Source organism: unidentified bacterial endosymbiont (genome assembly GCF_918320885.1).
GTDB lineage: Bacteria > Pseudomonadota > Gammaproteobacteria > Enterobacterales.
Genome location: NZ_OU907312.1, coordinates 1,411,944 through 1,428,525, shown reverse-complemented (window position 1 = coordinate 1,428,525; position 16,582 = coordinate 1,411,944). Strand labels below are relative to the sequence as shown.

10 protein-coding genes and 1 pseudogene are annotated in these 16,582 nt (G+C 52.0%); 2 read left to right on the top strand and 9 right to left on the bottom strand.

Annotated elements, in window-relative coordinates:
* Nucleotides 1-189: 189 nt before the first annotated feature.
* A complete protein-coding gene (locus NL324_RS07245) occupies nt 190-1,128 on the bottom strand; it encodes an IS3 family transposase (RefSeq protein WP_253307079.1) in 939 nt (312 codons plus the stop codon).
* The gene (locus tag NL324_RS07240) at nt 1,056-1,355 is read right to left on the bottom strand and encodes a transposase (RefSeq protein WP_253305847.1); all 300 of its coding nucleotides are present in this window, start codon (nt 1,353-1,355) and stop codon (nt 1,056-1,058) included. The genes NL324_RS07245 and NL324_RS07240 overlap by 73 nt, the downstream gene beginning before the upstream one ends.
* A gap of 77 nt (nt 1,356-1,432) precedes the next feature.
* Here NL324_RS07240 and NL324_RS07235 point away from each other — a divergent pair.
* Nucleotides 1,433-1,906: pseudogene (locus NL324_RS07235) on the top strand (IS30 family transposase); the annotation flags it as partial.
* On the opposite strand, the gene NL324_RS07230 reads toward NL324_RS07235, so the two are convergent.
* The 3 genes from NL324_RS07230 to NL324_RS07220 all read right to left on the bottom strand — a co-directional run bounded on the left by NL324_RS07230 (nt 1,865) and on the right by NL324_RS07220 (nt 3,861).
* Nucleotides 1,865-2,434: a hypothetical protein gene (locus tag NL324_RS07230; protein ID WP_253306647.1), complete on the bottom strand. Its 570-nt coding sequence runs from the start codon at nt 2,432-2,434 to the stop codon at nt 1,865-1,867. The pseudogene NL324_RS07235 and the gene NL324_RS07230 overlap by 42 nt on opposite strands.
* 71 nt (nt 2,435-2,505) lie before the next feature.
* Nucleotides 2,506-2,865, bottom strand: coding sequence for a hypothetical protein (locus tag NL324_RS07225; RefSeq protein WP_253306648.1), 360 nt, complete (start codon nt 2,863-2,865; stop codon nt 2,506-2,508).
* A gap of 18 nt (nt 2,866-2,883) precedes the next feature.
* Complete coding sequence (locus NL324_RS07220; RefSeq protein ID WP_253306911.1) at nt 2,884-3,861, bottom strand: hypothetical protein; 978 nt, start codon at nt 3,859-3,861, stop codon at nt 2,884-2,886.
* A 151-nt stretch (nt 3,862-4,012) separates the two neighbouring features.
* Here NL324_RS07220 and NL324_RS07215 point away from each other — a divergent pair, with 151 nt between their 5' ends.
* Nucleotides 4,013-4,174 carry a hypothetical protein gene (locus tag NL324_RS07215; protein WP_366516342.1) on the top strand — a complete coding sequence of 54 codons (162 nt, stop codon included), beginning with the start codon at nt 4,013-4,015 and terminating at the stop codon, nt 4,172-4,174.
* A 115-nt stretch (nt 4,175-4,289) separates the two neighbouring features.
* Here the strand turns inward: NL324_RS07215 and NL324_RS07210 are convergent, their stop codons facing one another.
* From NL324_RS07210 to NL324_RS07195, 4 genes are all read right to left on the bottom strand, one after another.
* Complete coding sequence (locus NL324_RS07210; protein WP_253306910.1) at nt 4,290-4,559, bottom strand: hypothetical protein; 270 nt, start codon at nt 4,557-4,559, stop codon at nt 4,290-4,292.
* Nucleotides 4,559-11,014: a two-partner secretion domain-containing protein gene (locus NL324_RS07205; RefSeq protein ID WP_253306909.1), complete on the bottom strand. Its 6,456-nt coding sequence runs from the start codon at nt 11,012-11,014 to the stop codon at nt 4,559-4,561. Before NL324_RS07205 ends, NL324_RS07210 begins: the two co-directional genes overlap by 1 nt.
* A gap of 118 nt (nt 11,015-11,132) precedes the next feature.
* Nucleotides 11,133-14,480, bottom strand: a complete 3,348-nt coding sequence (locus NL324_RS07200) for a two-partner secretion domain-containing protein (RefSeq protein ID WP_253306654.1) — start codon at nt 14,478-14,480, stop codon at nt 11,133-11,135.
* A 65-nt stretch (nt 14,481-14,545) separates the two neighbouring features.
* Complete coding sequence (locus tag NL324_RS07195) at nt 14,546-16,327, bottom strand: ShlB/FhaC/HecB family hemolysin secretion/activation protein (RefSeq protein ID WP_253306655.1); 1,782 nt, start codon at nt 16,325-16,327, stop codon at nt 14,546-14,548.
* Nucleotides 16,328-16,582: the final 255 nt, after the last annotated feature.

Genomic DNA, 16,582 nt, shown 5'->3' with positions numbered 1-16,582 from the left:
TCTTCATACACCACAAAAAACACCTACCCCAGAATATAAAACTTTTTAAATTATTTTATAAATAAGTTAGTTTCTTTTATGGTTATAATCCAGCTGCTGGTTCCGATCATATCCGAACACTGATTCCGATTTGATTCGAACAGCGATTCTGATCTTGCCACCTTTTTTTAGACACAGAGAAGAGAAACCTTAAGCGACCTGGGATAACCAATTTTTTTCAAAATTTACAGGAGACAGATAGCCTAGCGTTGAGTGCCGTCTCTGTCGGTTATAAAACACTTCTACGTATTCAAAAATGCTCAATTTGGCTTGTTCTCTGCTCTCAAAACGTTCAAAGTGGGTGTGCTCTGTTTTTAAGGTATGGAAAAAACTCTCTGCTACTGCATTGTCATAACAATTGCCCGTACTACTCATGCTAAGCGTTATCTGGTGATGCGCCGATACAGCCTTGAATCCTTTGCTGGTATACTGGCTGCCTCGGTCGGAGTGGTGGATGAGACCTGCAGCAGGCTTCCTCCGTGTTATTGCCTGGCGTAATGCTGCGGCTACTAACTCGGTGGTCATGTGAGCTTGCATATCCATCCCCACGATACTACGAGAGAACAGGTCCAGTACGATAGCAACATACAACCATCCCTCTTGGGTCGGAATATAGGTAATATCTGCTGCCCAGTATTGATCAGGGCGAGTGGCTGTGAACTTCTGCTTGAGTAAATTAGGCGCCACTGCGGCCTTTGGATCGACTATTGTGGTTACCTTAAATCGTTTTTTCATCTTAGCCGCAATATGGGCTGCTTTCATTAGCCGACAAACCCGTTTGCGTGAACAGCGCTCACCTCTAGCTCGTAACTCAGCATGGATACGTGGGCTACCGTAAATTTGGTTGCTTATGGTATAAACCTCTTTAATTTCAGATATTAAACGCTCATCCTCACAATAGCGCTTGGATGGCTCAGCCTTGATAAACTGATAATAGCCACTGCGGGATACACCTAACACGTTGGACATCCTCTCTACGCTGAATTCCCCAGCATGCTTTTGCATAAACTGGTATTTTACTTGCGGGCCACTGAGAAGATGCCCAAGGCTTTTTTTAGGATATCCCTCTCTTCGCGTGCTATCGCCAATTCTTTCCGCAATTGACTGAGCTCAGCATCAGACGCTTTCAGGTATCCTTTGCCCGGGAAAGCCTCTGCACCATCCTTGTTATGCTGATGGACCCACCCTGCCAATGTACTCTTGGGAACTCCCAATTCCTCGCTCAATTGACAGAGCGTTTTACCAGTGCTGTGATACAGCTTTACCGCATTCAGCTTGAATTCCTTATCATAGCTCCTTGATTCCCCTTGATTCATAACTTCACCTCAAAAAGTAACAAAAAATTATACGCTTTGTTCCTCTTCGTTGTGTCCGTTAAAGGGTAGCAAGATCAGTTGAGCAGCGTTCGCGTTTAGGAGATTGGGAGGGAGATACAGTGTATGGACAAGAGGCCAGTTTAGTGACGCTGGTTGAGCGTAAGAGCCGGCTGACATTGATAGGAAAAGTCCCCAATAAAACAGCGGAAACAGTATCTAATATGATGATTAATATGCTAAATCGCGTTGATACTGTACATACCATTACCCTGGATAATGGTGGAGAATTTGCTCAGCACGAGAAGGTTACAAAAGCCACTGGGTCCCAGATATTCTTTGCACGCCCTTATGCCAGCTACCAGAGAGGCACTAATGAGAACACAAACGGTCTTATTCGACGCTGCTGGCCTAAAAAAATGTGTATGGGGGCTCTGAGTAAACAGGAGATTAGGGATATGGAATTACGCCTTAATATGACTCCCAGAAAAGTACTCCTGGGTCTAACTCCCCTAGAAGCTTATACCGGCTGCCGTGTTGCACTTATTGCGTGAATCCAGCTTTTCACCACTACGTAGAGCAGTAACATCTTGGTGGATGTAGTAAGCAGTCAGTGCCTTATCAGCTACCCACATGGTCCCCAGGGCAACAGGAATTAACGGGGCAAAAACGGCATTATTCTCTGCTTCAATAGTTGCCGCCGCATTGGCCAGGGCGGCCTCGCCGCCGAGGGCGTGGGTGGTGCCGGTGATGAGGGTGGAGACGAGGTTTTTGCGGGCTTCGCGCTCCGCTAGGCTGAGAGTGCTGCTGGTTTCCCCATAGGCGCTGTCTATGAGGTTGTTCAGGACCACGCTGGCACTGGCCCCCAGGGGTGGCGCTTTGCCCTTGGGCGGCGGCGCTGGCACTAGCCCCTGCAGGGCAGTGCGGGCTGCTTCGCTATTCATGCTGTCGGCTAGCAGCTTAATCTGCTGGGCGCCGTAGCTTTGAATAACGTTAACAGTGGCCGCTTGCAGCAGTTGGCCGGTGCTGCCGGTGATGTTGCCGGCGGCAGCCAGAGTCAGGACACGCCTCAGTTGATTCACAGCCATCGTTCACTTGGGCAAGCTGGTGGGCGGCATCCCACCCCTTACTTCCTTAATTTTCCTATATTTTTCTACAAATCAAGTGATTTGAAAAAGTTTTGTTCTATTTGAGAAAAACGTATCTGCATTAAGATATCTCCAGACTCTAAAGTAAGAAAATAATCACTATTATTTATTAGAGAATCATTTTCTGACGTCAGCCATCCTGGGGGGTCTTCCTTGACAGCTCTTCTCAACTGTAAGTCACACACATAACAACCAAAAGCATCATCATCCTCAAGAAAATTATTTTGATATAAAAAATGACTTACGTTTCTGCAATGAATATATCCAAGAAAATTTCCGTTATATGTGCTACAAAATTTTATCATAAAATCTTTTGCAGAATTCAAAAAAGTAAAACTTTCTAAACAAAAATCATCAGCTTGCATTTTATCTCCAAACATATTTTACTCAACAAAATGGCCAGTTGAATGGGATTGATCTGGTAAACGGTTTCCAAAATAATCTTGTCTTTCTCCATACTTCTTGCTTTTATCAGCAGCCCAAATCTTCTGGGTTCTAATGACCTCTCCTGTCGGTTTTATATTTATCTTAACACCATTAGGCCCTACCCATCTTTCATATCCTCCTGCACTAGTTTTATCAGGAGGAACAAATCCTTTTGACTTAAGATCAGCATATAATTCAGCTCTTGTTTTTGGCAATACTTGAGAAATGTTCGAATTTTTTGAGGGTGCTATACTGGTCAATTTGGGCGGCTGTTTTAAAACTGCAAAGCTAGAAGCAGACGGGCTCGCAGCTACGTGTCCTGCTTTGCTCAGCGAATTTGCTGCTGCCAGTGTATCACTGACGCCAGCAATCTTCGAGGGAACTTTAGGTACTGTGGCAGTCATTCCTTGTTTAGCGTTTGTCGCTAGTCCTCGGACAGTCTTGGTAGACTGGATGCCTTGTTTGGCAGCTTTAACGCCTAAATTGGTTAAGGCAACACCCCCCTTAGCAACCCCAATACCGCTAGCAGCCAAGGAGGCGATATCGGCAATTAGCTTAGTACTTTCTAACCCCGCTTTGAAGGAGCCACTGGCGCCTGCTTTTTCGAACTCGGCGTCCATTTTATCGAGGCGGGCAATATAAGATTGTTTTACGGCTTCAGAGACGGTCCCCAGTACATTATCGCTATCAAACAGAGACTTGAGTGATAGGTAAGTTTCATGAGGGCTCAATGCTGCATTGACTATCCCCTCTACAGCCTCATACAGGGTGTCAGGGATACCAGCTATCTCTCCTGCTCTAAAGCTAACATCCTGTCCAGTGTCAATTAAATCCCACTTGGCCCGGATAGCGGCCTTATGAAGCAGATTTTCACCTTCAGATAATTCCTGATTTCTCCGGCTGCATTGCGCCCGGCTTAGATAGTTGTTTTCCATCTCCAGCGTGGCCGCCGCATTCGCCAGGGCCGCCTCGCCGCCGAGGGCGTGGGTGGTGCCGGTGATGAGGGTGGAGACGAGGTTTTTGCGGGCTTCGCGCTCCGCTAGGCTGAGAGTGCTGCTGGTTTCCCCATAGGCGCTGTCTATTAGATTGTTCAGTATCACGCTGGCACTGGCCCCCACCCTGGCTCCAGACATCGTCGAAGCTATCCTTGATGAAACTTTGCCATCCACCGTCACCCTATTCATGCTAGCCTCTAATACACCGCTACTGTGGGAGGAGCAGCGGCAGCAGGTGCTGCTGATGCCGTAAGTAGTATCTCGGTTGTCTAATTTGAAAATTTAGGATTATGTTAATAATGTATTCCATTTAACTAATATAAAAGGATTTATTGTTATTTCAACTTCTATTTTTATACCATTAATTATTATTTCTGAAAAAAGATATTTTTTTTCTCTATATCTTTTATATTAAAATTCTTAACACCTTCACTGAGGCATTGATGAATTATTATTCCTTTATATTCTAATACAGTCTGAATCCATCCTTCTACAGCTGCAAATGAGAATATTAAGGTTAAATTGTTATTATCAGAAACACGATATGCATACTTTCCTTCTATAGGGTCACTAAACTCAGGTTCTACTTCAAAAAAATTCAGCAATTCTAACTCATCAGGATATGTCTCTATAAACATTATTTAGCTCCACTGAAGGAAATGGCTGTTACAAAGCGATGAGAGCCATCAGACATAACCTGGAAAGTTGTCTGCAACATCGCTGCTTTTCCTGATGGCCCCATAAGTAACGATTCTCTAACCTCAAAATTTCCATGTATATTAGAGAATTTATTAATTATACTTTTTGTATTTTGAGTTATTGATTGTAAGTGGTTTGTTAATGTTGCACGGCCAAGTTGATCATTATGTATGCCTAGTCTTTTCATTTCCAGAGCCAATTGATTAGAACGTGCTGCATTATGTGCATTACTACTTGATTTACCAAATAAATAATCAAATTTACTTGAGTCAATAATATTTATTGTCCCCTTTGCTGCACCCTCTAAATTTACAGTTCCTAGTTGTGTAGAGGAGGCAGCATTGGAGCTAATCCCAGGTGGTTTCGCAGCTACGTGTCCTGCCTTGCTCAGCGAATTTGCTGCTGCCAGTGTATCACTGACGCCAGTAACCTTCGAGGGAATTTTAGGTACTGTAGCAGTCGTTCCTTGTTTGGCGGCTGTCGCTAGTCCTCGGACAGTCTTGGTAGACTGGATGCCTTGTTTGGCAGCTTTAACGCCTAAATTGGTTAAGGCAACACCCCCCTTAGCAACCCCAATACCGCTGGCAGCCAAGGAGGCGATATCGGCAATTAGCTTAGTACTTTCTAATCCCGCTTTGAAGGAGCCACTGGCGCCTGCTTTTTCGAACTCGGCGTCCATTTTATCGAGGCGGGCAATATAAGATTGTTTTACGGCTTCAGAGACGGTCCCCAGTACATTATCGCTATCAAACAGAGACTTGAGTGATAGGTAAGTTTCATGAGGGCTCAATGCTGCATTGACTATCCCCTCTACAGCCTCATACAGGGTGTCAGGGATACCAGCTATCTCTCCTGCTCTAAAGCTAACATCCTGTCCAGTGTCAATTAAATCCCACTTGGCCCGGATAGCGGCCTTATGAAGCAGATTTTCACCTTCAGATAATTCCTGATTTCTCCGGCTGCATTGCGCCCGGCTTAGATAGTTGTTTTCCATCTCCAGCGTGGCCGCCGCATTGGCCAGTGCCGCCTCGCCGCCGATAGCCTGGGTGGTACCGGTGATGAGGGTGGAGACGAGGTTTTTGCGGGCTTCGCGCTCCGCTAGGCTGAGAGTGCTGCTGGTTTCCCCATAGGCGCTGTCTATGAGGTTGTTCAGGACCACGCTGGCACTGGCCCCCAGGGCCGCTGGGGTGGCGCTCTGTCCTTGGGCGGCGGCGCCAGCGCCAGCCAGTAGCCCCTGCAGGGCAGTGCGGGCCACTTCACTATTCATGCTGTCGGCTAGCAACTTAATCTGCTGGGCGCCGTAGCTTTGAATGACGTTCACGGTGGCCGCTTGCAACAGTTGGCCGGTGCTGCCGGTGATATTACTGCCGGCGGCGAGGGAGAGGGCGCTCATCAGAATACGTCCTTTGCCGCCCATCTCCCACAGCTGGTTCTCTTGTAAGCGCTCCTGTAGCGCTGCTATTTTTTGGGTATTTTGCTGCTCGAGCGCTTTGCCTTGCTCCTCGGTTAAGTCCGTTTGCGTTTTCGTCTGCTCCTTAGCTCGATTGTCTAGGAAAGTGCCGACTTCGCGGGTGAGAGCCTCGACAATCTGGAAGCCCGCTTTTATCTCTTCTAGGTTGAAGCTGTTGGACAGTGCGTTGCTGCTGTCCTTATCACTGGTGACGCTGGCATCGAAGGCGGCGATGGCCTGCTCTGGAGTTTGGCCGGTGAGTGCTAGTTGAGCAGCGGGATTGGTAATGGTCACGGCTTGCCTGGCGCCACTAATCACACTGCGGGTGGTACTGCTGGCGCTGCCGCGGGCGTTTGTGACGATGGGTATGGTAGCGGAGAGGCCATGGTGGCTCGGCAGCCCACTGCCCGGTACCTGCAGGGCTCCTGGAGCGGCTTGCCCTGACTGGTTTTTGCCAACACCCCCATCCTGCAGGGCGGGCTGCCCTGGCTTCTGGGGATGTTGGCTAAAACCGATGCTGCCACTGATGCTCTGGGCGTTATGCTTGTCATAGTTGTCAAGCTGGCTCTGGGTTAAGGTGCTGGCTCTGGCTTTATTGCGGCCGGCGGTCACTGCCTTTGCACTGCTTTTGAGGCCGCCGGCTCCCAGGTGGAAGTTGCCTTTAACATCCAGTTGATAACCCAGGTCGCCCGCTTCGAGGCCTGCCTGCTGCTGGACGCTTTTAAAATCGCTGCGGTAGTCACTTTGGTTGAAATTCAGGCTGCCACTCACCATGGGACCGATATCTAGGTTTATCCCAATCTGCTGCTGTTCGCCCTCCTGGTGGTCGGTGTCTTGCAGGCTTTCAATCGTGAGGTTGCCGGCAATAGCCGCTTGGATTTGCGGGGCGCTCACCACCCCCTGCACGAGGGTATCGCCGCCACTCTCTAACTCGACTTTCTGGCCAGCGTGTACCTGGGCGAGTTGGTACCGGCAGCTCTCCCCTTGGCTGCTGCCTTCGCCTTCACTCATTCCCACTACGATGCCTCGGCCAACACCGAATGACTGGCTGCTGGAGCTCTGGCTGCTCTCCTGCTGGCCGCGGTTTTCACTGGCCAGTAGTTTTAGATTGCCGGCGGCGGCTATCCTTGCTAGCTCCTGAGCTTGCAGGTCGCCCTGTATCGTGGCATCTCCGCTTCTAGCTTGAATGATAACCCTGCGGCCGGACACCAGCGAGCGCTGGGAGGTGGTGTGATGCTCACTGCTTTCACTGTGACTTTCACTACTGCCGAAGGTGGTGGTGACGTTAATTCCACCTAGTTGTTGCGGATTGCACTGCAGGGCATCATAGGTGTTCTTGGCGGCCAGGCCGCCGGCCGCGGCAGCTAGGGCGTGCATCCGGGGGTCGCTAGTCTGGCCGACAGCGCTCTGCAGCTGTTGAGCGGTTTGGAGAGCGCTCACGGCCGGGTTGCTGACACTCATGGTGAAGCCGCTGGTGCTGCTGCTACTTTCCTGGGTGAGTTGCTGCTGGTGGTGGGTGTCTAGGACCTCTATCGTGGCCGCTGAGACGTTAATATCACCCTGGGGGGTGATCAGGTGGCTGCCCAGTTGCTGGAATTTCTGCTTGGCCCAGATGCGCACATCACCCAACAGGCTGCCCACCGCACTGCTCTGCTGCTGAGTGCCCTCGAGCTCTTGCTGCTGGCTGCTCTCGCGCTCGCCTAAGGTCAAAGCAGCGCCTCCCCCGGTGAGTAGCCCACTCTCTTCTACCTGATGGTAGCTGATTTGCCGTTGGCGATTTTCAGCACTGGTGATTTTTATATTGCCCTCTTGGGCTATCAAGGTAGTACCTTGCTCTCCCAGGACGCTGGAGCCGTGGATTCGCAGATCGCCTTCGGTGGCAACCATCTCCGTTTGTGTGCCAATGAATTGGCTCCCCAAAGCGATGGTCTCTTGCTGGACGATGCGTGAGGTGGTCGTTTTATCATTAAAAAGCCCGCTATGGGTTTTCTGGTGCGCTTCATCCAAGTAGCGAGTGGCTTGACCAGGAAGAATTTCAATGCTTTTAGCACTCATCTGTAACGTGCCGGCGGCGAGTTGTGCCTCCAGGGACTGCTCGGTCGACACGAGAGGGGCAGCACCGCTGCCCTCCTGCTCTAGGGCAAGGGGCCCCTGAACGAGCGCGGCGACTGACTGGGCGGAAACTCCACTGGCTACCTGGGCAGCGGTGGCGGTGAGTTTATTGCCCGCGTGGAGCTGCAGGGTGCCGACGGTTTTGATTTGGCTGCCGACATCTCGGTAGCCCCCTTCAACCCGGTGGTTGTTCTCATCCCAGATGAGTTGCTCGTGTTGTCCGACCTGGGCAGTGCTCAGCTTGAGATCGTGGCCAGCCCTTATCTGTGTGTGGCCGCCCTCGCCAGCGTTCAATATCTGGGTAGCCACCAGGTTAGCGTCGCGTCCCGCCTGGACCGCCATCACACCGCCTGCTTGCCTGACCAGCAGCTTTGCTCGTTGGCCTAAATTGGTATGGCTGCTATAACTGCTGCCGTTGGGATCGCCGCCAGTGGTGGTGACGGTGGTAGTTTCCGCCGTGACGTCTCTGCCCGCCTCAACTTGTAATAGCGTGTCGCCGCTCACTAGGCCGCCCTGATGGTTGATATCTTGGCGCGCCTTGAGGTGGGTCTTTCCACCGTAGAGTGTTCCGCCCTGATGGTGGATGTTTTCAGCAGTGATGGATAGGGTGTCGCGGGCCAGCGTCGTCCCGTTACCGGTGAAATTACCACTGAGATCAAGCAGGATGTTCTTCGCCGATATCAGTGAGCCGTACCCAGCGCCAATAGTGCCTTCGGGAACTCTTAGATAGAGCTGTGGTGCTAAAACCTGCACCTGGCTGCCATCGGGTGCCTGGACTGAGGCTTGTACCGGCCAGACGATATCCCGGGTGAGTTGAGCCATCTGGGTGTTGGATAGCGGCACGCCAGGCTGTAGCTGCAGCGTTTTAGCCGCACTAATGGCATTGGCTATCAGCGCTCGATATTGCGTATCATCATCCTGGTAATCGCCGATAAACCGCTGGCTAGTCATTTGAATGACGGCGTCACGCAGCTGCTGCTGCTCATAAAAGCCATCGCCAAAGGGCTTCGGTAGGTTTTTCAAGTCGACCTTGAGCGCTCTCAGTAACCGCTCAGAGCTGACATACTGCCGCTGCCGTATAAATTTTGGATCGGTGGTGACTAGGGGAACTCCAGGCTGGGTATTGACCGAGAACAGGCCGCTAGTCGGCAACGTCAGCGCTAACGGCAGAGTGGAGACCCGTTCCCGTAAAGCGGTCGGGTAGGGCTGCAGGCTCTGGTTGCCTAGCGTTGCTAGCGCCTCGTGGCTGGGCTGCCAAGGCTTGCCGTTGAGGGTGACTTGGGTGCCCTGGGTGGTGGCCTGCTGCAGCTCGGCTTGTGCGGTGCGAAGGACGACGGCACTGTTACTGCCAAAATGACCCCGCTGTCCTAAAAGTGTTTGTGCTTCTATCTGTAGATCACCCTGCCCGGCATGCTCGATTCGGCCGCCCTGATTGTTCACCGTTTGTGCCTGGAGAGTCAGCTGGTGACTGTTACTGGCAATCCGACCGTTGCTATTATCCAGGGTCCCAGTCATTTTCAATGGCAAATCTTCTGGGCCATGCTGAACTAAGTTACCCCCAATATTGCTTAAGTCCCGGGCACTCAGTTGTAGTTTTTCGGCTCTCAGGGTGGCGGCATCCGTGTTCAGGACGGTTGGGGTGGTTAAGGTTAGGGTCTGCTGGGATTCCAGAGTGGCCCCGGGTAGCTGCAGCGCGCCCTGGGTGGCTTGCAGGGTGAGCGATTGGCCTTTTAAGGTAACCCCCATCCCCTCTAGGGTGCTGCCCTGATAGCTTTGTGTGCCACCCGATTTTATTTCTCCCTGTAGGGTGAGCGTTTGCTGGGCCTGTAGATTGACGTTCTCTCTGGCGACCACTAGACCGGTGTGTGTCAACCAGCCGTCGCTATTGACCACCACAGAGCCGGTAGAGGCTGTCAGTCGCCCCGCATTGCGGATGCCAACACCAGCCTCCGTGCCGACGATAAAAATATGCTCGGCATACATACCACCCAGCTGGGCGACATCCAGCGCTACCGTGGGGGCAGCTTCAGTCGTGGTTATCGGCGTTGCTTGGTTATTATCGGCCTGCACCTGGTTGCTACCGGTAGTTATCGTTAATTTTTTGGCCTGGAGGTGGCTGTTCACCTCAACCGCTCGTGCCATAATCGCCGTATAGTCGGTATCGCGACTATTTAAGCCTTGACCCTCAATCTTTATGGTACCGCTGGTCACCCGATAGCTGTCGAGCTGCCCGTTTTTAAACTGTGGTTGACCGGTCGTCAGTGTGGCTCCCGTCGTGTTGATAAAGCCGCCCCCATTGATATAAATCCCTGAGGGGTTGGCTATCACCACGTGGGCGCCTTGTCCCGCCACTTCAATCATCCCGCTCAGCACCGTGGGATCGCTGGAGTTGACTTCGTTGAGGATGAGGCGGGCGGTGCCGTTGGCCAAGTGAGCATTGCCGGCAATCGCTCCCGCGAGCTGGGTTTGGGTGGCGGCGGCGCTGTTATTGAGGACTGCGCCGGGTTGTTCAACATCAAAGCGGCTATAGGTGTTGTGGGAGACACCTGCGGCATTGGGGGTTTGAATATTGACCACCGGGGCCCCGTTAGGGGCGGTCACGACGCTGGGCTGTTGCGCGGCTGGGGCGTTGCTGTCGGCCACGATGGCTGCCTGGGTGAGGGCGCTCCAACCGAGGATGAATGTAAACACCAGGGGCTGGGCACAGCGTAGCCACCGGGCGGTTGGAGTGCTCGAACGGCTTGCTTGGCCTGGCGTTCTGGCTAGTTCGCCCACCACCATCGTTTGGCCACGTTTTTGATTGAAGATTACCCGGTAACAGCCCTGATTCATATGATGCTCCTGAGATCCCTAGCTACTGGTTATAGACTAGTGATTAGTCCTGTAATAACTTCTATTGATTGAAATGGTCAGTGAAATCTGCATCGATTTCAACCTGAGAATAATGATTTTAGTGGGACATGGTCGCCAAATCCGCCTCAAGATCAGCAGGCAGACTTGGCTGCTCAAGCACAATGGGTCGTGCAGTGGATAAATCATTTGGGGTAGGCACCGCCTCAGTGTTATTGGTGTTGAGAGAGCTATCCTGCTCCCGAGGGTTCAGAGCGGCCACGCTGATTACGGTCGGTTGGACTAATACAATCTCTGGGCGGTCAGTTATTTTTACTCCACTGCCAAGGGGCCGGGTATTGCGCTGCTCTAGGGCTACTGTTATCTGGATAGGCTCCTGACTGCGGGCATGGTAGGGTACTGCGTTATCCCAGTAGCGTTGAGTATATTGTCTAAAGCCTCCCCGCCATCGAGTATAAGTCCATTGCGCTGTACCACTATCTTCAATAATTCGAGTGCCTGATTCATTGAGATTGTTGATGGTTTTCAAAGGGCCAGTCATGCTTCCTCCCATGATGACCTGACTTTTATCATTGTTAAGACAATGACCCTCCAGCCTTAGGTTGCCACCAATTAATAATTTTGCGGGATCTTGCTGGGCGATTCTGGTTTCAGTAATTGTGGTATTGTAATCGTAGGCGGTGTAGTCATTCGGTCTGTCAATATGCGGGCTGCGCTCCACACGTCGATGTCCCTGGGTATGGCTCACTTGTACCTCGTGGGTCTTAAAATGGATATCACTGTTATTCAGGGTAGTGATATTAAAGTGAGCATCGCCTTGGACATCGATGGTGGCGGAACTGTTATTCAGCTCTAGAGTCTGGCCTACCAGCTGTTGCTGCTCATCAAGACGTTCACCGACTGCCATCGGGCCGGCGCTCATGATAAGGGCTCCCTCCTGGTTTAGAATATGCTGGGCACCGATGGTCAATTGCTGACGGGCAGCGATGATCGCTTTATTATTGGCATTGACCTGTCCGCGATGATTGGTCAGGGTGTGTGCACCTAGCAGCAGTTGGTCACCGTAAATGACCCCACTGCCGAGATTATTTAGACTGTGGGCGCGTACCTCGGTGGTTTGACCATCAATCAGCCCGCGATTATTTAACCAGCCACTCTCGCCTTTATCCGTTAGCACCCGGGTATGGGTAGCGTTGATAACGCCTTCGGCATGATTGCGGATAGCGTTAGCCTGCAGAGTTAACTGGTGGCCTGCTTGTAGCAGCCCAAAGTTATTCAGCCCTCTGGGAGCTGCTAGAGAGGTACTGTCGGTTTGCAACCGTTTAATATTGATGTTGTTGTGGTCCAAGAGCGGGATGACCAGTAATCCCGGGCAGCAATCGCTCCTGCTCAATGTGACCTCACCCTTAGCATGACCAATTATCTTGCTATCACGTATATCAAGCTTGCCTTCGGTATCTAATTCTAGTTCGCTGGCAGCACGGAGTTCCGACGAGGTGATCCTGAAAGTGTGGTTACGACCGATCACTTTTACTTTCAGATCACGGCCACTCTGTAGGACACCACGGCTGGTTAAGCATCCTTGGTTAGTGATGTTCAGATCACCGTTCTTGGTCTGCAAAATACCGTCATTGCGAATCTCCGTTCCTACCTGGGTGCCAACGATAAAAATCTGTTTGGCATAGATCCCCCCCTGTCTAAGCACACTGAGGTTAAAGGCAGAAGGCTGGTTACTGCTGGCAATCGGGGTATTGTGGCCATTGTTTGTTTTAATAAGGTTGTTGCCGGTAGTAATCGTTAGCTTTTCCGCATGTGATTTAGTATTCAGTTGCACAGCTTGTGCCGAGATCTGAGTATGGTCGGTACCCCGTGTATCTAATCCCTTCCCGCTGATATGAACGATACCACCAGTTACACAGTAACTATCCAGATGACCCTCTCGGAACTGTGGTTTACCGGTCATGAGCATGGCGCCACTGGTATTGATAAAGCCAGCCCCTTCAACATAAATCCCTGAGGGGTTGGCAATAATCACTTGAGCACCTTGACCCGCTACCTCGAGGGCACCACGCAGATAACTAGGATCACTTGAATTGATCTCATTAAGAATGAGGCGGGCGGGGCCGTTAGTCAGGTTAGCATTAGCAGCAATGGTGCCCGCTAAGCGCGTCTCTACTGTATCACGGCTGTTGTTTAGAACAGCACCTTGTCGTTCTACATCAAAGCGGCTGTAAATATTATAAGAGACCCCAGCGGCATTAGGTGTCTGAATATCTACCAGCGGCACCTTATTAACTGCCATTGATACACTTGGCTGTTGCGTTTTTGGTGCAGTAGCATCGGCAGCAATGGTGGTACGGACAGTCCGTTTACTACCGGCCATTCTTACTTGTGGATCACAGAAGCTCTGAGTATGGTCATTACCGTTCAGTTTTATTTGCAGATCACCGTAACTCTGTAGATTCCCATGGTTAGTTAACCAGCCTTGGTTATCAATTTTCAGGTTGCCAGAAGTTGCCTGCAGTGTGCCGCTATTACGCATGCCAACGCCGTTTTCAGTACCCACGATGAAAATATGATGGGCATACATACCACCCAGTTTAGCGACATCAAGCGCAAACTCAGGTGCTTCAGTATTACTGGCGATTGGAGTAGCTTTCTCGTTATCCACTTTAACGAGGTTATTGCCGGTGGTGACCATCAGTTTTTTGGCGTGCACTGCCGCATTCAGTTGCACCGCTTGGGCAAAGATTTGGGTGTAGTCGGCGGAGCGGGCATCTAACCCCTCACCATCAATCTTAATGAGACCACCGATCACCCGATAGCTGTCGAGGTGCCCATTTTGCAATTGTGGGGTACCGGTGGTCAGGGTGACACCACTGGTGTTGATAAAGCCACCCCCTTTGACATAAATCCCTGAGGGATTGGCTACGACCACGTGGGCTCGTTGCCCGGCCACCTCGATAAAGCCCCGCAACAGGCTGGGGTTGCTGGAGTTGACTTCATTCAGAATGATCTGGGCGGGGCCAGTGGTGAGGTGAGGGTTGCCAGCGATAGTGCCGGCTAACTGGGTGTGCACCGCTTGGCGGCTGTTATTGAGAATGGCCCCTGCTGGCTCGACATCAAAGCGGCTATAGGTGTTATGTGAGATCCCGGCGGCATTGGGTGTTTGAATATTGACCAGGGGTGAGGCCCCATTGGGGGCGGTGACGACGTTGGGCTGTTGGGCGCTTGGGGCGTTGGCATCGGCGACGATAGTGGCGTCCGCTCCAGGCATCCAGCCGAGGGTGACGATCAAAACGAGAGGCAGGGTACAGCAGCGCCACCGGGACTGTCTGGGCACGCTGCCAGCGCTACTCACGTGACCTGGCGTCCGCGCCAGTTCGCCGACGACGATCGCTTGGCCGCGTGGTCGATTGAAGATAACCCGAAAACAGCGCTGATTCATACCTGACTCCTAATGTCCCTATCAAGGGTATTTATGACTGGACCACGCTATTGGGCACCGTGCTCCTAAAAGTTGTAGAGCAGGCTAAAGCCGCAGAGATTGCGGGAGCCGGTAAAGTTTCGGGTTGTTTTCAGCGGCCAGCTGGTAAACAGCGTATAGCTTAGGCCCTTTAAATTGCCTCGCAGGCCGAGGGCAGCACCGGCGAGGCGGCGGCCCTCTGTTAAATCGTGGGCGAGGGAGCCGCTGACTTGGCCGTAATCCAGCCCCAGATAGAGCTCAGAGCCGGTGTGACCCAAGGCGACACCAAACTCATTGCGTAGCCACCAACCGCGCTCCGAGGAGAGTGGGAGCAGCGGATCACTATACCCAAAACCCCGGACGGTGTGGCGACTGCCGATACTAAAGCGCTCTGAGGGAGGCAATGGTGTACGGTTGTATTGTGCGTTCCAATTGCCGTGGTAGTGACAGGCCAGCTGTGCAATCTGCACCGGCAGTTTGCAGGAGAGCTCTAGAGTGATCACTTTAAAGCGCGGGGTTCCCTCCCGGGTGTTCTCAGGAACCGCTTGGGCACCAAAAGCACCGGTGCCCCGTTGATAACTGAGGCTGGCATCGAGGATCGCCTTGCCAATAAATTCCCGATGCGCCAGTGTGCTGCCCCAGCCGCCGAGCGCGTGCCGCTGGAGAGGTGAGTCGATGCCTAAAAGTTTATAGCCACTGTGATTGTTCCGGCGAAAGCCTTTGAAGGAGAGGGTGGTTTTACGCCGGGCATCGCGGTAGAGCAGGCGGGCTAGCTTGGCCTCTGAGCGAGCACTGCCGCCGCTGCGGAGATCGAGGCGATCGGGCCGTTGACTGTAGTCATGGGCCTCTTGCGTGTGGGTGAACTCTAAGAACCAGTAGCCCCAGGGTAGCCCATAGTGCAGGGTATGCCCGCGGGTGATCCCCCGGCCTACCGAGCAACCACCGAAGCCTTGATGCAGATTGATATAAAATAGATCGTTGAACCCCAAGGGTTGATCGTAGGCTAGGGTAAAGCCCCCTTGGTGTTTTTTAGTCAGCGGATTGCCAGAATCCTCTAAAGAGAGCGTTCCGCGTAGCGGCAGCTGCTGTTGCCAGGTGATTATCAGATCGCTGGTGCCCGCTGGAGCCTCTGGATCGCTGGCAGGGGCAATTTGGAAGGTGGCGGTAACGCTGGGGAGTCGTTTAAAGTTCTCTAAGGCTTGCTCGATATCCCGTAAATTGAGTAGATCACCAGGCTTGGCGGGCAGGGCGTTCCAGTGTCTAGCCTGCTTATCAGACTTTTCTGAAAAATAGAGACGATGCAAGCGTCCAGGAATGAGTGTGAGCACCAAGGTGCCACTGGCCAGGTTTTGTGGCTCTGCCACCACCTGAGTGGTGATAAAGCCGCGCTGCACGATGGCATGGTGCACCCGCTTGAGGATCAAGTTGATGCCGTTAGCCCCCAGCCGGCGACCCAGCGGGCTATCTGGAGCACTCCCCGCGCGGTGAGCGGCGGCTAAGGCCCATTGAAACTGCTGAGCGGCCTCGCCCTGGAGTTGCAGCTGTTTAATCTTAAAGCAAGGGGTTTCGTCAGCAGGAAGGCGCTGCAGCAGCTCGGGTGAGGGGGTCGGCTGTAGGTGTACATCAGGGACGCTCTCTTGCTGTTGCCGCAGTTCACGCTCCTGTTCACGCGCTTGTTGCTGTTGGGCAGCAGGCTCGGGCGCTACCGCAGAGGCTGGTAGTGAGGTGCCTAGCAGGGCACTCAGGATCAGTGAGATAAGGGAGCGTCTGATGGCGTTAAGGCCAAATAAGCGGTGTCGCCAAAGTGTAGTCAGGCTAGAAGATAACAACTAAATACCTTCCCTGGTGATAAACCGAAAAGTTCGTAATGAGGTGAAATTCTAGCTGGAATATTTTGGTGTGACAATAAAATTAATGATTGAACAATATTAATGGATGGTTAGTGATTTTGGGTTGCTAGGCAATGCTGGGAATAAATGGCATCGCTGAGTCTGTAAGTAATCGGTTGTTTTTAAAGGGATAAAAAAATAGGTGCGTCCGGACTTCGACATTTCTCGGCGCTCTCGTTTTGGAGAACATCGGTC